The following is an 18,506-nucleotide window of genomic DNA, read 5'->3' on the forward strand; positions in this document are numbered from 1 at the left end:
CGAAGCCCCCGGCCTGCGCCCGGAGCGCCACAGCGCCCGGGCGATACCTGATCTTCTCTGTCCGGCCTTCCCGCCCTATTCGGCTGATAACGGACCGGACTTCTCTCATCGCGTCATAACGTCGACTGCGACCGGACACCCCGCGTCGTGGCGTTGCGTCGCGGCATCTTTCACCTACGTCACGCAACGGCGCGCGACAGGAGCCAGAGGACATGCAGACCAAGCTGGACGAAGCCAAGGCCGAGCTGCTCGCACGGGCCGCCCGGGTAGCTGAGAACAGCCCGGTCGGGGGGCACCTTCCGACTGGGGACGAGCAGGGAAAGCGTCCCGACCGGGACACCCTGCTCATGTTCCTCCAGCGCTACTACCTGCACACCGCTCCGGAGGACCTGGCCGACCGTGACCCGGTCGACGTCTTCGGTGCTGCACTTTCCCACTACCGGCTCGCCGAAAACCGCCCGCAGGGCACGGCGAACGTCCGCGTGCACACCCCGACCGTGGAAGAGAACGGGTGGACATGCAGCCACTCCGTCGTCGAGGTCGTCACCGACGACATGCCCTTCCTGGTCGACTCGGTCACCAATGAGCTCTCCCGGCAGGGCCGCGGCATCCATGTCGTGATCCACCCGCAGGTCGTCGTCCGCCGCGATGTGACAGGCCGGCTCATCGAGGTGCTGCCGGCCGAGGCGAGCACCAAGGACCTGCCGCACGACGCGTTCGTCGAGTCCTGGATCCACGTCGAGATGGACCGCGAGACCGACCGCGCCGACCTCAAGCAGATCACCGCCGACCTGCTGCGTGTCCTGTCCGACGTCCGCGAGGCGGTCGAGGACTGGGAGAAGATGCGCGACAGCGCGCTGCGCATCGCCGACGAGCTCCCGAACGAGCCCACCGCCGACGACCTGCGCGAGCAGGAGGTCGAGGAGGCCCGTGAGCTGCTGCGCTGGCTCGCGGCCGACCACTTCACGTTCCTCGGCTACCGCGAGTACGAGCTCGTCAACGGCGACGCGCTCGCCGCCGTCCCCGGCACCGGCCTCGGCATACTGCGCTCCGACCCGCACCACAGCGAGGACGAGGCGCACCCGGTCAGCCCGTCCTTCAGCAGGCTGCCCGCCGATGCCCGCGCCAAGGCCCGCGAGCACAAGCAGCTCGTGCTGACGAAGGCCAACAGCCGCGCCACCGTGCACCGGCCCTCCTACCTCGACTACGTCGGCGTCAAGAAGTTCGACGCCGAGGGCAACGTCGTCGGCGAGCGCCGCTTCCTCGGTCTGTTCTCCTCCGCCGCGTACACAGAGTCCGTGCGCCGCGTGCCCGTCATCCGCCGGAAGGTGGACGAGGTCCTCGAGGGCGCCGGCTTCTCGCCGAACAGCCACGACGGCCGCGACCTGCTGCAGATCCTGGAGACGTACCCGCGCGACGAGCTGTTCCAGACGCCCGTCGACCAGCTCCGGTCGATCGTCACCAGCGTGCTCTACCTCCAGGAGCGCCGCCGGCTGCGGCTGTACCTGCGCCAGGACGAGTACGGGCGCTACTACTCCGCCCTGATCTACCTGCCGCGCGACCGCTACACCACCGGCGTCCGCCTGCGTCTGATCGACATCCTCAAGGAGGAGCTCGGCGGCACCAGCGTCGACTTCACCGCGTGGAACACCGAATCGATCCTGTCCCGGCTCCACTTCGTCGTCCGCGTCCCGGCCGGCACCGTGCTGCCCGACCTGACCGACGCCGACACCGAACGCATCGAGGCCCGGCTGGTCGAGGCGGCCCGCTCCTGGGCCGACGGCTTCGGCGAGGCGCTGAACGCCGAATTCGGCGAGGAACGCGCCGCCGAGCTGCTGCGCCGCTACGGGAACGCCTTCCCCGAGGGCTACAAGGCCGACCACACGCCGCGCTCCGCCGTGGCCGACCTCGTCCGCATGGAGGAGCTCACCCACTCCGACAAGGACTTCGCCCTCTCGCTGTACGAGCCGGTCGGCGCGGCCCCGGGCGAGCGCCGCTTCAAGATCTACCGGACCGGCGAGCAGGTCTCCCTGTCCGCCGTGCTGCCGGTCCTGCAGCGCCTCGGCTGCGAGGTCGTCGACGAGCGTCCGTACGAGCTGCGCTGCGCCGACCGTACGCACGCCTGGATCTACGACTTCGGTCTGCGCATGCCACGCTCCGGCGGCAACGGCGACTACCTCGCCGACGACGCCCGCGAGCGGTTCCAGGACGCCTTCGCCGCCGTGTGGACGGGCGAGGCCGAGAACGACGGCTTCAACTCGCTGGTCCTCGGCGCCGGGCTCAACTGGCGTGAGGCGATGGTGCTGCGTGCGTACGCCAAGTACCTGCGCCAGGCCGGGTCGACGTTCAGCCAGGACTACATGGAGGACACCCTCCGCAACAACGTCCACACCACCCGGCTGCTCGTCTCCCTCTTCGAGGCCCGGATGTCGCCGGACCGCCAGCGGGCGGGCACCGAGCTGATCGACGGCCTCCTCGAGGAGGTCGACGGCGCGCTCGACCAGGTCGCCAGCCTGGACGAGGACCGCATCCTGCGGTCGTTCCTCACCGTCATCAAGGCGACGCTGCGCACCAACTTCTTCCAGGCCGCGCAGAGCGGGAAGCAGCACGGCTACGTGTCGATGAAGTTCGACCCGCAGGCCATCCCCGACCTGCCGGCCCCCCGCCCCGCCTTCGAGATCTGGGTGTACTCGCCCCGCGTCGAGGGCGTGCACCTGCGCTTCGGCAAGGTCGCGCGAGGCGGTCTGCGCTGGTCCGACCGGCGTGAGGACTTCCGTACGGAGATCCTCGGCCTGGTCAAGGCGCAGATGGTCAAGAACACCGTGATCGTGCCGGTCGGCGCGAAGGGCGGCTTCGTCGCCAAGCAGCTCCCGGACCCGTCCGTGGACCGCGACGCCTGGCTCGCCGAGGGCATCGCCTGCTACCGGACCTTCATCTCCGCGCTGCTCGACATCACCGACAACATGGTCGCGGGCGAGGTCGTCCCGCCGGCCCAGGTCGTCCGGCACGACGAGGACGACACCTACCTGGTCGTCGCCGCGGACAAGGGCACCGCGTCCTTCTCCGACATCGCCAACGAGGTGGCCGTCGCCTACAACTTCTGGCTGGGCGACGCCTTCGCCTCCGGCGGCTCGGCCGGCTACGACCACAAGGGCATGGGCATCACGGCCCGCGGCGCATGGGAGTCGGTCAAGCGGCACTTCCGCGAGCTGGGCCACGACACCCAGACCCAGGACTTCACCGTCGTCGGCGTCGGAGACATGTCCGGTGACGTGTTCGGCAACGGCATGCTGCTCAGCGAGCACATCCGGCTCGTCGCGGCCTTCGACCACCGCCACATCTTCATCGACCCGACGCCCGACGCGGCCGTCTCGTACGCCGAGCGCCGCCGGCTCTTCGAGCTGCCGCGCTCGTCGTGGGCCGACTACAACACGGCGCTGCTGTCCCATGGCGGCGGCATCCACCCGCGCACCGCCAAGTCGATCCCCCTCAACGCGGCGATGCGCGAGGCCCTCGGCATCGAGCCGGGCACCTCCAAGATGACGCCCGCCGAGCTGATGCAGGCCATCCTCAAGGCCCCGGTCGACCTGTTGTGGAACGGCGGCATCGGTACGTACGTCAAGGCGTCGACCGAGTCGCACGCCGACGTCGGCGACAAGGCCAACGACGCGATCCGCGTCAACGGCGAGGACCTCCGCGTCCGCGTCGTCGGCGAGGGCGGCAACCTGGGCCTGACCCAGCTGGGCCGCATCGAGTTCGACCGCCACGGCGGCAAGGTCAACACGGACGCGATCGACAACAGCGCCGGTGTGGACACCTCCGACCACGAGGTGAACATCAAGATCCTGCTCAACGGGCTGGTCACGGACGGCGACATGACCGTCAAGCAGCGCAACCAGCTGCTGGCGAAGATGACCGACGAGGTCGGCGCGCTCGTCCTGCGCAACAACTACGCGCAGAACACCGCCCTCGCCAACGCGGTCGCCCAGTCGCCGTCCCTGCTCCACGCCCACCAGCGCTTCATGCGGCGCCTCGGGCGGGACGGGCACCTGGACCGGGCGCTGGAGTTCCTGCCCCACGACCGGCAGATCCGTGAGCTGCTGAACGCCGGCAAGGGGCTCAGCCAGCCGGAGCTGGCCGTCCTGCTGGCGTACACCAAGATCACGGTGGCCGACGAGCTGATCCGTACGTCGCTGCCGGACGACCCGTACCTGCGCCGGCTGCTGCACGCGTACTTCCCCAAGCCGCTGCGCGAGCAGTTCCCGGACGCGATCGACGCGCACGCCCTGCGGCGCGAGATCGTCACGACCGTGCTGGTCAACGACACGGTGAACACCGGTGGTTCGACCTTCCTGCACCGTCTGCGGGAGGAGACCGGCGCGTCGATCGAGGAGGTCGTGCGGGCGCAGACCGCGGCGCGCGAGATCTTCGGTCTGAGCGGGGTCTGGGACGCCGTGGAGGCGCTGGACAACCAGGTCGCGGCCGAAGTCCAGACGCGTATCCGGCTGCATTCGCGCCGGCTCGTCGAGCGCGGCACGCGCTGGCTGCTGGGCAACCGGCCGCAGCCGCTGGAGCTGGCGGAGACCATCGAGTTCTTCTCCGAGCGGGTGGAGGAGGTGTGGGCCTCGCTGCCGAAGATGCTGCGCGGCGCGGACCTCGAGTGGTACCAGGGCATCCTGGACGAGCTCACCGGGGCGGGTGTGCCCGAGGACCTCGCGCTGCGGGTGGCCGGTTTCTCGTCGGCGTTCCCGACGCTGGACATCGTCGCGATCGCGGACCGTACGGGGCAGGAGCCGCTGGCGGTCGCCGAGGTGTACTACGACCTCGCGGACCGGCTCTCCATCACGCAGCTGATGGACCGGATCATCGAGCTGCCGCGGGCGGACCGCTGGCAGTCGATGGCCCGCGCCTCGATCCGCGAGGACCTGTACGCGGCCCACGCGGCGCTGACGGCGGACGTCCTGTCGGTGGGCAACGGCAGCGCGACGCCGGAGGAGCGCTTCAAGTCCTGGGAGCAGAAGAACGCGGCGCTGCTGGGGCGTGCGCGGTCGACGCTGGACGAGATCCAGGGCTCGGACACGTTCGATCTGGCGAATCTGTCGGTGGCGATGAGGACGATGCGGCAGTTGCTGCGGGCGCATCACTGACGGGACGAGTGGGGCGGGGCGGGGGTTGCCCCCCGCCCCGCCCCGCCCCTTCCCGTAACCGGGGCTGCGCCCCGGACCCCTGGGTGGTGGGGGCTGACCCCCAGCCCCCTGGAACGGCGGCTTCGCGCCGCGGGCGTGGCCCTGTGCGCGCGTGTCCGTCCCGCAGGCTGGGTGCCGAGGCCGTGTCCGCCGGAGCGGCGGCTTCGCGCCGCGGGCGTGCCCGGCCCGGGAGCGTGGTCTCGGACCGCTGATCTCTGGCCGTGCGGGGGCGGGGGGCCGATGCCCCAGGGCGGCGGCTTCGTGCCGCGGGGGCGTGGCCGGACTGACGTCAGGAGGCCGCGTGCCGTCCCCACCACCTTGGCCTCCCGGGTCCTGGGAGCGCCCGCCGGTGGAGCCGTCAGGGCCAGCGGGAAGTGCGGGGGTCCGGGAGGGCGGAGGCTCGTTCCACCGACGTGACGGCCGTCGACACAGCCGGCGGGAGCCAGGTCGAGAGGTTGTGCGTCGGGGTGCACAGCGACGCCAGTTCGTTCGTCGACGGGCGGTCCTCCGGGCGGGGGGAGAGCGTTGCCGTCAGGAGGTGGCGCAGAGGTTCGGGGTGGGCGCTCAGGTCGGGGGGTTCGTGGGCCGTGCCCGCGATGCGGGTTGCGACGACCAGGCCGCCGCCCTCGCCGTACGGGTGGCGTCCCGTCGCCGCCTCCGCGGCGATGAGGCCGAGCGTGAACACGTCGGACGCGGGCGTCAGTTCGCGCCCCAGCGCGTGCTCGGGGGACATGTACTTCGGCGTACCGACCATCCGCCCCACCGTGGTCAGCGCCGACGTGCCGTCGGCGGCGCGCGCGATGCCGAAGTCGAGCAGCCAGGGCCCCTGTGCCGTCAGCAGCAGGTTGGCGGGCTTCACGTCCCGGTGGATCAGCCCGGCCGCGTGCACCGCACTCAGCGCGTGCGCCGCGCAGGCCGTCAGTTGCAGGACGCAGGCGAGCGGCAGCGGGCCGAACTCGCGCAGCGCCTCGTCGAGCGGCAGCCCCGGCACGTAACGAGTGGCCAGCCACGGCCGTTCCGCCTCCGCGTCGTGGTCCACGACGGGCACCAGATGGCGGCCCTGCACCGTGCGCGCCGCCTGGACCTCACGGGCGAAACGGCGCCGGAACTTCTCGTTCTCGGCGTGTTCGCGGCGGATCAGCTTCAGCGCGACGGGCAGGGCGTCACCACGCGTGCGCGTCAGGAACACGGTGCCCATGCCGCCTTCGCCGATCCGCGCCCGCAGGGCGTACCCCGCGATCCGGCGCGGATCCTCCTCCCGCAACGGCTCCGGCCCCCGCGTGCCACCCATCCCGACCCCCTAGCCGACGGCAGGGGAGCCTACCCGGCCGGCGTCACTTCCTCCCGCCCGTGAACTCCTCGTACGCCGCCACGACCTCCTTCGCCGGCCCGTCCATCCGCAGGACGCCCGCCTCCAGCCAGATCGCGCGGTCGCAGGTCTCGGTGATCGTCGAGTTGCTGTGGCTGACCAGGAAGACCGTGCCCGCCTCCTTGCGCAGCTCGTCGATGCGCTGCTGGCTGCGGCGCCGGAAGCGGGCGTCACCGGTGGAAAGTGCTTCGTCGATCAGCAGCACGTCGTGGCTCTTGGCAGCGGCGATGGAGAAGCGCAGCCGGGCGCCCATGCCGGAGGAGTACGTGCGCATCGGCAGCGAGATGAAGTCGCCCTTGTCGTTGATCCCGGAGAAGTCCACGATGCCGTCGTACCGTTCGCGGATCTGCTCGCGGGTCATGCCCATCGCGAGACCGCCGAGGACGACATTGCGCTCGCCGGTCAGGTCGGACATGAGGGCCGCGTTGACGCCGAGGAGAGACGGCTGGCCGTGGGTCCAGACCTTGCCCTCGGCGGTGGGCAGGAGACCGGCGATGGCCTTGAGCAGGGTGGACTTCCCGGAGCCGTTGGAGCCGATGAGGCCGATCGCCTCGCCCTTGTACGCGGCGAAGCTGACGCCCTTGACCGCGTGCACCTCGCGTACGCCGGGCGTGGCGCGCCGGGAGACGAGCCGGCTGAGGGCGGAAGTGGCGCTGCCCCGGCCGGTGCGGGCGCCGTTGACCTTGTAGGTGATGTGGACGCCGTCGACGACGACGGTGGGAACGGGCTCCTCGGGGTCAGCCACGGCCGTACTGCTCCTCTGCCTTCCAGAAGTACACGAAACCGCCGGCGCCGAGGACTACGGCCCACAGCAGGGCGGCGGCCCACACATGAGGGGGCAGCCGGTCGGCGGTGAAGGACTCGATGAACGCGAAGCGGACGAGGTCGATGTAGAGCGCGGCCGGGTTGTACCGGATCACGGCGGCCACCAGGTGGGGCACCCGGTCGCTGCCGAGGACCTTGTCGATGGACCACATCACACCGGACGCGTACATCCAGGTGCGCAGGACGAACGGCATCAGCTGCGCGACGTCGGGGGTGCGGGCGGCGATCCGGGCCATGGCCATCGACAGGCCGGTGTTGAACATGGCCTGGAGGACGAGCGCGGGGACCGCCAGCAGCCAGGAGGGCCTCGGGAACTCGCCGAAGCAGAACAGGATGGCGACGAGGGCGCCGAGCGAGAAGAGCAGCTGCTGCAACTGCTGGAGGGCGAGTGCGATGGGCAGGGCGGCCCGGGGAAAGTGCAGTGCGCGGACGAGCCCGATGTTGCCGGAGATCGCGCGGGTGCCGGCCGTGATCGAGTTCGCTGTGAACGTCCAGATGAACACACCCGTGACGAGGAACGGCACGAAGTCGGGCACGTCGTCGCCGGTGCCGAGCAGCTGGCCGAAGATCAGGTAGTAGACGGCTGCGTTGAGCAGGGGGGTCGCGAGCTGCCAGACCTGGCCGAGGCGGGCCTGGCTGTACTGGGCGGTGAGCTTGGCGGTGGCGAAGGCGGTGATGAAGTGCCGCCGCGACCAGAGCTGACGGATGTACGCGCCGAGGGCGGGGCGCGCGCCGCTGACCGTGAGGCCGTGGCGCGCGGCGAGCGCGGCCAGGTCGGTGGGCGGGGCGGCGGCAGGGGCGCCGGCGGGAGGCCGGGAGGCGGTGGCTGTGATCACGCGGGTGGTCGCTTTCGTGGTGACGGCGGACAGCAGTCTTCAATGGAACGGGACCGTATCGTCGCTACGGCGAGGGTAGGACCCCCTCGCGTCGGAACGCAACCGTTTCGTCGTCACGGGTATGATTCCGGCCATGCCTACGGACTCCGGAACCCCGCGCCGCGCCCCCGCAGGAGCCGCCGTGCTCCGCGAGGACGTGACCGACGCGATCCGCAAGGCCGTCTTCGAGGAACTGGCGGCGGTCGGCTTCGCGCGTATGTCCATCGAAGGGATCGCCCGGCGGGCGGGCGTCGGCAAGACGGCGGTCTACCGGCGCTGGAAGTCGAAGCTGTCGCTCGTGCTGGACCTGGTCTCGGCCGTCGCGGTCCAGGGCCTGCCCGCGCCGTCGACGGGATCGCTGCACGGGGACGTACGGGCGCTGCTGGAGGTCGCTGCGCACGCACTGCGCCACCCGGTGGCGTCGCAGGTGATCCCGGACCTGCTGGTGGAGTCGGCGCGCAACCCCGAGATCTCGGACGCGATCAAGGCGGCGCTGCTGGACAGCCAGCAAGGGGTGGCGGCGGTGGTCGTCCGCGAGGCGGTCGCCAGAGGAGAACTCCCGCAGGACACGGACCCCGACAGGGCGCTGGATCTGATCGTGGGGCCGCTGTACTGGCGGCTGGCGGTGGTGCGGGGCGGGTTGCCGAAGGGATACCTGGACGAGTTGGCGCGAGCGGCGGTGGCGGCGCTCAAGTCCTGACACCGCGGCAGGAGCGCGCGGCGGTGCGTGGCGGTGCGTGGCACCCGGGTGCGTCGGCGTGCGTGGCGCGAAGATGTGTGGTGCCCGGGTGCGTGACGCGCAGGCGCCTGGCGCCGAGGTGTGCGGCGTGGGGGCGCATGGCGCGGACACGTGTCCGCCGTCGGCGCGCGCGAACCCGTGCGCGCCCCCGGGGTCACCCGTTCGGCTCATGGCGTGGTGACCCCCGGGCGACGGGCCGGTTGTGCTCCGCAGCAACCATGCGCTCTTGAACGGACGTGCCCACCATGCCGATTCGGCTCAGCGTCGTCGTCCCCGTCCACAACGTGGAGGACTATCTCGAGGAGTGTCTGCGCTCCCTCGCCGAGCAGAGTCTGCGGGACATCGAGGTCGTCATGGTCGACGACGGCTCCACCGACGGCAGCGGTGACATCGCCCGGCGCTTCGTCGCGGACGATCAGCGTTTCACGCTGGTCTCACAGGAGAACGCCGGCCTCGGGGCCGCGCGCAACGCCGGGATCAGACGGGCGTCCGGAGAGTTCCTCGCGTTCGTCGACAGCGACGACGTCGTGCCCCCCGACGCGTACGAGAAGATGGTCGGCTCACTCGACGCCTCGGGGTCGGACTTCGCCACCGGCAACGTCCACCGGCTGCGGGCCGGCGGCAGGACGCAGCAGTCGCCCATGTTCCGCGAACCGATGGCCACGTCCCGTATTGCCACCCACGTCACCAGGCACTGGGCGCTGTTGTACGACCGCATCGCCTGCAACAAGGTCTTCCGCAGGGAGTTCTGGGACCGGAACTCCTTCGCATTCCCCGAAGGCGTCCTCTTCGAGGACATCCCCGTCATCGTCCCCGCGCACTTCCTCGCCCGCTCCGTCGACGTCCTGCACGACACGGTCTACCTGTGGCGCGACCGCGACGGGTCGATCACGACCCGCAGGGCGCGGCCCGCGGCTGTGCGGGACCGGGTCGCCTCCGTCACCGCGGCACGCGACCTCCTCGGCGGCGAGGCGCGGCGGCGCTACGAGGCGAGCGTGCTCGCCAGCGACCTGATGCTCTTCATGGACGCCCTCCCCGACGGCGACGAGGCGTACCACGACGCCTTCCTGCGGCACGCCGGGGAGTTCGTGAACAGCGTGCCCCGGCACGTCCTGGACGGGCTCGCGCTGCATCTGCGCGTCGCGTGGCAACTCGTGCGCGAGGGGCGCCTCGCCGAGCTGCTGGCCTTCCTCGCCTTCCAGAAGAAGGAGGGCCGCGACGTGTTCCGCGTGCAAGGCCCGCGCGCCCGCCGCGCCGTGTACCCGCCGCTCACCGCACCCCTCCCCCGTGGCGTCGACCGGCCCGGCCCCGCCGACCTGCCGGTCGTTTCCGACCTCACCGAGGCGGTGTGGCGGGACGGAAAGCTGCACCTCAAGGGGTACGCGTACGTCCGCAACCACCCGGCCGGCGAGCGACGGCCGCGTACGTTCGGCTGGTTGCGGTCCGGGCGCAGGCGCGTGATCCCGCTGCGTCTGCGCCCCGCGGGCGTTCCCGAGGCGAGCGCCGACTCGCGGCAGAGCCTGCACTCCTACGAACGGGCGGGGTTCGAGACCGTCGTCGACCCGGCGCGGCTGCGGACCGGCACGTGGAACCTCGAGGTCGGCATCCTCGCGGGCGGGATCTTCCGCCGCGGTCCCCTGCGCCTGCTCGGCAACCGGGCGGCCCCTGCCGTCCACGACGTGCGCGACGACCTGCGCATCGTGCCCCACCTGTCCGGCAACAAGCTGCGTCTGAAGGCGGAACGGGTCGTGGCCCGGCTCACCGCCCACCGGGCCACGGACGGCGGCGTGCGGATCGAGGGGACCACGACCGGCCCGGCCCCCAAGGCGCTGCTGCTGCACAACCGCCACACGCAGGAGCAGCGTGAAGTCCCCGTCGTGGTCGGGCCGTCGGGTGGATTCGCCGCCGACATCGTCCTCGGGAGCAGCGGAGCGGAGGCACCGCGCACCTCGGCCTGGACCGTCCGCCTCGTCCGCGCCGACGGCAGCCGCGTGCCCGTGGCCGTGTCCCGTACGACCGCTCCCGGGCAATACCAGCTCGGCGATCCGGCCCGTGAACTCGCCGTCACCCGGGGCGCGTCCGGCAACCTCGTACTCAACGACCAGATCCCGCAGCCCCTCGTCGACACCTTCGCGTGGGCGATCTCCGGCGAACTCGTCATCGAGGGCGCTTTCCCCCGGCACGCCCTGCGCCGGCCCGAGCTGGTGCTCCAGCACAGCGGCTGCCAGGAGGAGGCCGTCTGCCCCCACGAGCTGCGGGACGGCCGTTTCCGTGCCGTGATCGCCCCCGCCGCGGTCGACGGGCCCGGCGGTGAACTGCCGCTCGCCGAGGGCCGGTGGTTCCTGTTCCTCCGCGAGCGCGGCGAGAGCGACCCGGCGCGCTACACACCGTTGCGCCTCGCGCCCGCCGAGCACGCTGCCGTACCCGCCGTGGAGCACGTGCACGGACGCGATTTCGCGCTCGACCGCCGCTATCACGACCAGCTCCTCCTGGAGTCGAGGCCGGTCCTGGCCGCCCACGAGCGCGGCGGCGTGGCCGAGCGGCGCATGCGCGAGCACGCCGCCGCCCTGCGCGTCGGTCCGCGCCGCGACACGGTCCTGTTCAGCAGCTTCGACGGACGCCAGTTCTCCGACTCGCCGCGCGCCGTCCATGAGGAACTGCTGCGCCGTGAGAGCCCGCTGGAGCCTGTGTGGGCCGTGCGCGACCAGCAGGCGAGGCTGCCCGCAGGGGTGCGGGCCGTCCCGTACGGCGGCGCGGAGTGGCACGAGGCCCTGGCCACCGCCCGGGCGGTGGTGACCAACACCCAGCTGCCGGAGTGGTTCGAGCGCGGCACCGGCCAGTTCGTGGTGCAGACCTGGCACGGCACACCGCTCAAGCGCATCGGCCGGGACCTGCTGGGCACCCCTCAGGCGAACCGGCCCTACATCGAGTCCCTGCCCGCCCGTGCCGCGCAGTGGAGCGTGCTGGTCTCGCCCAACCGCTTCTCCACCCCGATCCTGCGCCGCGCCTTCGGCTACGACGGCGAGGTCGTCGAGTCCGGGTATCCGCGCAACGCCCTGCTGCACGCCGAGGACCGGGCCAAGGTGGCCGCGAGCGTCCGCGAGCACCTCGGCATCCCGGACGGCAGGACCGTCGTGCTGTACGCCCCGACCTGGCGCGAGGACCGTCCCAAGGGCGGCGGCCGCTACGCCCTCGACCTCCGGCTCGACCTGGCCGCGGCACGCGCCGCCCTCGGCGACAGTCATGTGCTGCTCGTCCGCCGCCACTACCTGGTGAACGACCGGCTGCCCGACACCGGCGGCTTCGCCCGTGACGTCTCGCGCTACCCCGATGTCGCCGAGCTGATGCTCGTCAGCGATGTGCTGGTCACGGACTACTCCTCGCTGATGTTCGACTTCGCGCACACCGGCCGCCCCATGCTGTTCCACACCTACGACCTGGAGCACTACCGGGACACCCTGCGCGGCTTCTGCTTCGACTTCGAGAAGCAGGCACCGGGACCGCTCGTCCCCGACGGCGCCGAGCTGATCGCGGCGCTGCGCGATCCCGCCGCGGCGACCGCCGGCCACGAGCAGGCGTACGCGGCGTTCCGCCAGGTGTTCTGCGACCTCGACGACGCGAACGCCGCCGTCACGGTCGCCGACCGCATCCTGAAGGAGGCCGGGGTCTGACCGTCGAGAAGACCGGGGTTCTGCGGTTTCGAAAAGGTCGGTGGAAACCGGTGCCGGCATCGTTCGGTTCACCCCGGCATGGACCTTACGGGTGATTCGCGTGCCGGAACTTTGCCAAAGATCGCAGCACAGTCAACTGTCCAGCCTTTAAGTGTGTTTATCGGTGCGAGCCGTCGACGTGGACGATTGCTACGTTCGGCGGCCATGGACCTGCGAATGCGAACGAAAACGGGAACGCTTGATGTGCGCCGGGCGAGAGCCGTCGTCGTCGCCGTGTCCGCACTCGCCTTCGTCGCCAAGATGGTCTACGCGGCTCAGTCGCGCGGTCCCGCCGACGTCCGGATCTTCAACGCGTTCGCGCGCGGGATCGCCCAGGCCGGGCCCCTGCGCATCTACGAACACCCGATGCCGCACCTGCCCGTCTACAACCATCCGCCTCTCGCGAGCTGGATGCTTCTCGGGCTCGACGAACTGGAGCAGCTGGGAATTCCGTTCGGCAGTCTGATCCGCGCGCCCGCCTGCCTCGCCGATTTCGTATCGGCCCTGCTCGTATTCGAAATTCTCCGTCGCCGGAGGTCCACCGGAACGGCCAGGGCGTGCGCCCTCGTATGCGCCCTGAGCCCCGTTCTCTTCGCCACGTCCGGATATCACGGCAACACCGATTCGGTCGCGGTCATGTTTGCCGTCCTCGCCGCCTGGCTCCTCGTCGACCGCCGCGCCCCGCTCGCCGCCGGTGTCGCGGCGGCCGTGGCGGTGAGCATCAAGCTCATCCCCGTCGTCGCGATCCCCGCCCTGGCCGTGACCGCGTTCCGGGCCGGGCGACCCGCCCTCGTACGCTTCGGCGCCGGCCTCGCGGCCGTACTGCTGGCGCTGTGGGGACCGGTGCTGATGACCGTGCCGGAGCCGCTGCGGCAGAAGGTCCTGGAATACAAGGGCGGCCGGGCCCGGCTGTGGGGCTTCGTGCGGTTCGCGGACTGGATGGGCGCGTCCGACGAGTTCATCACCGCGCTGCACAGCGACTTCCACCTCGTGTTCGTGCTGGTGTGCATGGCGGCAGGCGCCTGGCTCGCCTGGGTGCGCCCCACCGCCCCCGCCTACGCGGTGGCCCTGTCGCTCACGCTGCTGCTCCTGCTCAGCACCGGCTCGGCCGTCCAGTACCTCGCCTGGCCGGTCGTCGGTCTCTGTCTGTTCGGCCTCTGGGAGGGGGCCGCGTTCGGCGTCCTCGTCGGCGTGGTCACCGTCTTCGTCTACTCCGGGGCCAGCGCCGTGCGCTGGAACGACTGGGCCCTGAACCTCGCCGCTCTCGGCTGGCTGCTGCTCGCCGCCGGGATCGTCACCGGTCTGCGCCGCGTGCTCGCCGAGCCGCCCTTGGCGTCCCCGGACCGCACGCCGCCCGTCGTGGGCCCCCGGACGAGGACACCCGCCGCCCCCTCATCCCCTGTCAACCAACAGTGAACCCACGGAGAGGAGAGAAGCGCTGGTGATGGAGAGCACACTGGAGGGCTCGCCGGCCGTCCGCGTGGACGGCCCGCCGTCCGGCCCGGGGCCGCGGATCGGCGTCCTGGTGGTGGCGTACAACGCCGAGGCCACGCTGGAGAAGACGCTCGACCGCATCCCGAAGGACTTCCGGTCCCGCATCGCCGAGATCCTCATCCTCGACGACGCGAGCAGCGACGAGACGTTCACCGCAGGCTGCCGCTGGTCCCAGCTGGAGGGCATGCCGCCGACCGTCGTCATGCGGCACACCAAGAACCTCGGCTACGGAGGCAACCAGAAGGCGGGCTACGCCCTGGCCGCCGCACGCGGACTCGACATCGTCGTCCTGCTGCACGGCGACGGCCAGTACGCCCCCGAACTGCTGCCCGAGATGATCGCCCCCATCGAGAGCGGCGAGTGCGAGGCCGTGTTCGGCTCCCGGATGATGGACCCGGGCAGCGCCCTGCGGGGCGGCATGCCGTTCTACAAGTGGCTCGGCAACCGTGTCCTCACCCGCTTCGAGAACGCGCTGCTCGGCTCCCGGCTCAGCGAATTCCACTCCGGCTACCGCGCCTACAGCGTCGCCGCGCTGCGCCGGCTGCCCATCGACCGCAATACCGACGCCTTCGACTTCGACACCCAGATCATCGTCCAGATGATCGACGCGGGCATGCGGATCCGGGAGATCCCCATCCCCACGTACTACGGCGACGAGATCTGCTACGTCAACGGCATGCGCTACGCCAAGGACGTGGTCAAGGACGTCCTCGAATACCGGCTCGCGCTCAAGGGCTTCGGCACCTGCCCGTGGATCCCCAAGCCCGTCGAGTACGCCTTCAAGGAGGGCGACGGCTCCTCGCACGCGGCGATCCTGCGCCTCATGCGCACGATGCCGCCCGGCCGCGTCCTCGACGTCGGCTGTTCCGGCGGACTGTTCGCCGAGCGCCTCGAAGCGCTCGGCCACACCGTGACCGGACTCGACTTCGTCGAGGTGCCGGGGGTGCGGGAGCGCTGCACGCACTTCCTCCTCGCCGATCTGGAGGAGGGCCTGCCCGCCGGCATCGCCGCCGACTACGACTACGTGGTCGCCGGAGACGTCATCGAGCATCTCTCCCGGCCCGAACGCATCCTGTGCGAACTGCGGGACGTCCTGCGCCCCGGCGGGCATCTCCTTTTGTCCGTACCGAACTTCAGCCACTGGTACGCACGGCTGCGTGTCGCCTTCGGGGCCTTTGGCTACGACCGGCGCGGCATCCTCGACGAGACGCATCTGCGCTTCTTCACCCGCGCCAGCCTGCGCCGCACGGTGCGCGCGGCCGGCTACGACGAACTGCGGCTGACCGCCACGGGGGCGCCGTTCTGGTCCGTGCTCGGCGGGGGGACCGTGGCCAAGGCCCTGGGCCGGGCCTCCCGGCTGCTGACCCGTGTACGGCCGACACTCTTCGGCTACCAGTACGTCGCAGTGCTCACCCCGCATGCGGCACAGACGATCATCGCCGGGGAGCACGTCGATGTCCAAGACATTCTCAACCGCCAGTACGACCCCGCCGAGCGGGCCGGTCGCGTGGGTGCCGCGATCTGAGCCGGAGCCCGGGCCACCGCGTCGCAGGAGGAAGATCTTGACGCTGTCCAGCCTGTTGCTGCTGCTCTTCGCGGTGTTCTCGTCGGCGGGCGGGCAGATCATGCTCAAGCACGGCATGCGCTCCGCCGCCGCGGCCGCCCAGCACGGCGGCGGCTCGCTGCTGATGCGCGCCGCCACGACCCCGTGGGTCGTCATCGGCCTGGTCGTCTTCGCCGTCTCGGCCGTGGCCTGGATGTCGACCCTGGCGCGGGTGCCGCTGAACATCGCGTACCCCTTCAACGCTCTGGGGTATCTGCTGATCGTGCTCGCGAGCTCCACCGTGCTGCACGAGCGGACGTCGCTGTGGACGTGGGGCGGCTCGCTGATGGTGGTGGCCGGCCTGGTCACGGTCATGGCGGGGCAGAGCTGACCGGCTGCGGGAGCGGTGGGAGCGGCTCCGGCCGAGGCCCGGAGCCGCTCCCCTGCCGGTCAGAGGCGAGCGACCATGACGCCTACACCGCCGTGCCGGCCGCTTCCTGCCTCTCCTGGGGCTCCTCCTTCTGCTGCGCCGCCTGGCGGGGCAGCGCCACCGCGCCGCCCCGCTCCTCCGGCGGCGCCACCGGCAGCAGCTCGCGCTCACCCAGCAGCACGTGCCGCACCACGCGCTCGGCCGCCCGGCCGTCGTCGAACGGGCAGAACCGGGCCCGGAAGGCGGCGCGCAGTTCGGCGTTCGCCGCGCTGTTCCAGGTGCCGTCCGTGAAGACTCGGATCAGCTCGTCGGTGCTGCGGGTCACCGCGCCGGGGGTGTCCCCCGGCGCCCCGGACAGCAGGTCGAAGCAGACGCCCCGCACCGCGCTGTAGATCTCCCAGTCGGGGGCGTGGATCACGATGGGCCGGTCCAGGTTGGCGTAGTCGAACATCACGGAGGAGTAGTCCGTGACCAGGGCGTCCGCCGCCAGGCACAGCTCCTCGGTGCTCGGATGGCCGGAGACGTCCACGATGCCCGGCAGCACGCCGAGGCCGCTGCCGTCGTGGAAGTAGTGGGCCCGGATCAGCAGCACGGTGTCCTCGCCCAGCTCCCGCGCGACCCGGGACAGGTCGAGCCGGCAGGTGTAGCCGCGCTCGTGGTCGCGGAACGTCGGGGCGTACAGCACGGCGCGCTGCTCCGGGCGGATGCCCAGCGAGGCACGGACGGCGGCGACCTGCTCGGGCGTGGCGTTCACCAGAACGTCGTTGCGCGGATAGCCGGTTTCCAGATGGCGCACCGCGCTCGGATAGGCGCTCGTCCACGCCTCGGTGGAGTGCGGATTGGACGACAGGCTGACGTCCCAGCGGTCCACCCGGTGCAGCAGGTCCTTGAAGTTGAGGCCCTGTGCGGCCGCCGGGTAGGGGTACTGGCCCATGCCCATCACCTTCAGCGGCGTGCCGTGATGGGTCATCACATGGACCTGACCGGGGCGCTTGACGACCTGGTTGGGGAAGTTGACGTTGCTGATGAAGTACGTGGCGCGGGCCATCACCGCCCAGTAGCGGCGCGAGCCCGGCACGACGTGGTCCACGCCGGGCGGCAGGGAAGCGGCCGCCTTGTGCGACACCACCCACACCCCGCGTACACCGGGCGCCAGTTCGGCGGCCTTGTGGTAGATCGCGGCCGGATTGCAGCTCATGCCACGGTTCCAGTACGCGCTGTACACGGCGAGTCGGCGGTCCAGCGGCCGCAGCCGGTGCAGCCGGTACAGCACGGGGAGCACCCTGCGCGCCAGCCCGGCCCGCGCCCCGGCCGCCGCCTCCAGCAGCCTCCGCCGCACCGCAAGCGCCGCGTCGAAGCCGCGCAGCGCGGCCGGCCGGCCACGGCCGAGAAGCCGCAGCCGCAGCGCGGCGATGCCGGCGGGCGGACGGTGTCCGCGCGGCCGGTACTCCCGGTGGAAGGCGGCCACGGCCCGCACATAGGCGCGCCGGCGGCGCGAGACCTCCGCGTACGTCTCCAGCAGCTGCTGCGAGGCCAGCTGGAACAGCGGGCTGTGCACGGCGTCGAAACGCGCGGTCCCCTGGAGGGTGCCGAACAGCTCGCTGAACTGCTCGACCACGTCGTGCGGCCGGACCGTGTCCTCGGGCTCGTCGAGGCCGGGCAGACAGCGCTGCTGACGGTGCTCGACGCAGGGGACGGGCAGCGCCGCGATCGTCTCCGCCGTCACGAGCATGCCGAGCGCGTACATCCGGTCCCCGTACGCCCCGGGGGCGAAGGACACCTGGCCGCGCTCGTGGAAATCGCGGCGGACGGCGCGGTTCCAGCACACGGCCGCGACCCCGAGCAGCTCCGGACGCTCCGCGAGCGTGCACAGGTCCGTGCCGCCCATCGCCGTCAGCAGTCGCAGTGAACGGCTCTCCTGCGGCAGGCCCCGGAACGGCCTGCGGACATGCCCGAACAGCAGCACATCCGGGTCCTTCGCCGCATCCAGCCGGTCCGCGATCCGCTGCAGCGCACCGGGCAGCAGGACATGGGAGCCCTCCAGGAACAGCAGGTAGTCGCCCGTCGCACGCTCGGCGCCCGCGGTGCGGCGGCCGTCCGAGCCCGCCGGTTCGGCGAGGTGCACGGCGCGCACGCGGGAATCGCGGGCGGCGATCTCGTCGAGCAACTGCCCCGAGCCGTCCGGCGATCCGTCGGCGACCCCGATGATCTCGATATCGGCGAACGACTGGGCCAGCACCGATTCCAGGCACGCGCGCAGACTTCCGCGCACGCGACGGACAGGGACGACAATGCTCAGGCGGGGCATGGACACTCTTTCTCGTACTCGGGCAGG

At 71.4% G+C, this 18,506-nt stretch carries 10 protein-coding genes; 6 read left to right on the forward strand and 4 right to left on the reverse strand.

What is annotated here, in order from left to right:
* The first annotated feature begins 212 nt into the window (after positions 1–212).
* Positions 213–5,147, forward strand: coding sequence for an NAD-glutamate dehydrogenase (locus tag J7E88_RS16755; protein WP_215181786.1), 4,935 nt, complete (start codon positions 213–215; stop codon positions 5,145–5,147).
* 397 nt (positions 5,148–5,544) lie between these two features.
* On the opposite strand, the gene J7E88_RS16760 is transcribed toward J7E88_RS16755, so the two are convergent.
* From J7E88_RS16760 to J7E88_RS16770, 3 genes are read right to left on the reverse strand one after another with little or no spacing between them, the layout of a single operon-like run.
* The gene (locus J7E88_RS16760; RefSeq protein ID WP_215181788.1) at positions 5,545–6,477 is read right to left on the reverse strand and encodes a serine/threonine-protein kinase; all 933 of its coding nucleotides are present in this window, start codon (positions 6,475–6,477) and stop codon (positions 5,545–5,547) included.
* A 43-nt stretch (positions 6,478–6,520) separates the two neighbouring features.
* Complete coding sequence (locus J7E88_RS16765; protein ID WP_215181790.1) at positions 6,521–7,300, reverse strand: ABC transporter ATP-binding protein; 780 nt, start codon at positions 7,298–7,300, stop codon at positions 6,521–6,523.
* Positions 7,293–8,216, reverse strand: a complete 924-nt coding sequence (locus J7E88_RS16770; protein ID WP_215181792.1) for an ABC transporter permease — start codon at positions 8,214–8,216, stop codon at positions 7,293–7,295. Before J7E88_RS16770 ends, J7E88_RS16765 begins: the two co-directional genes overlap by 8 nt.
* Positions 8,217–8,337: 121 nt before the next feature.
* On the opposite strand from J7E88_RS16770, the gene J7E88_RS16775 reads away from it, so the two are divergent.
* From J7E88_RS16775 to J7E88_RS16795, 5 genes are all read left to right on the forward strand, one after another.
* Entirely contained in the window at positions 8,338–8,955 is a 618-nt protein-coding gene (locus J7E88_RS16775) for a TetR/AcrR family transcriptional regulator (protein WP_215181794.1), read from the forward strand.
* Positions 8,956–9,239: 284 nt separating this feature from the next.
* Entirely contained in the window at positions 9,240–12,665 is a 3,426-nt protein-coding gene (locus tag J7E88_RS16780) for a bifunctional glycosyltransferase/CDP-glycerol:glycerophosphate glycerophosphotransferase (protein WP_215181796.1), read from the forward strand.
* Positions 12,666–12,881: 216 nt separating this feature from the next.
* Complete coding sequence (locus J7E88_RS16785) at positions 12,882–14,120, forward strand: hypothetical protein (RefSeq protein WP_251022755.1); 1,239 nt, start codon at positions 12,882–12,884, stop codon at positions 14,118–14,120.
* 28 nt (positions 14,121–14,148) lie between these two features.
* Positions 14,149–15,723, forward strand: coding sequence for a bifunctional glycosyltransferase/class I SAM-dependent methyltransferase (locus tag J7E88_RS16790; protein ID WP_215181800.1), 1,575 nt, complete (start codon positions 14,149–14,151; stop codon positions 15,721–15,723).
* Positions 15,724–15,760: 37 nt separating this feature from the next.
* Positions 15,761–16,132, forward strand: a complete 372-nt coding sequence (locus J7E88_RS16795) for a hypothetical protein (RefSeq protein WP_251022756.1) — start codon at positions 15,761–15,763, stop codon at positions 16,130–16,132.
* Positions 16,133–16,214: 82 nt separating this feature from the next.
* Here the strand turns inward: J7E88_RS16795 and J7E88_RS16800 are convergent, their stop codons facing one another.
* The gene (locus tag J7E88_RS16800) at positions 16,215–18,479 is read right to left on the reverse strand and encodes a bifunctional glycosyltransferase family 2 protein/CDP-glycerol:glycerophosphate glycerophosphotransferase (RefSeq protein WP_215181802.1); all 2,265 of its coding nucleotides are present in this window, start codon (positions 18,477–18,479) and stop codon (positions 16,215–16,217) included.
* Positions 18,480–18,506: the final 27 nt, after the last annotated feature.

Origin of the sequence: Streptomyces sp. ISL-10, from assembly GCF_018614575.1 — a bacterium.
In the GTDB taxonomy this organism is placed as follows: Bacteria; Actinomycetota; Actinomycetes; order Streptomycetales; family Streptomycetaceae; genus Streptomyces.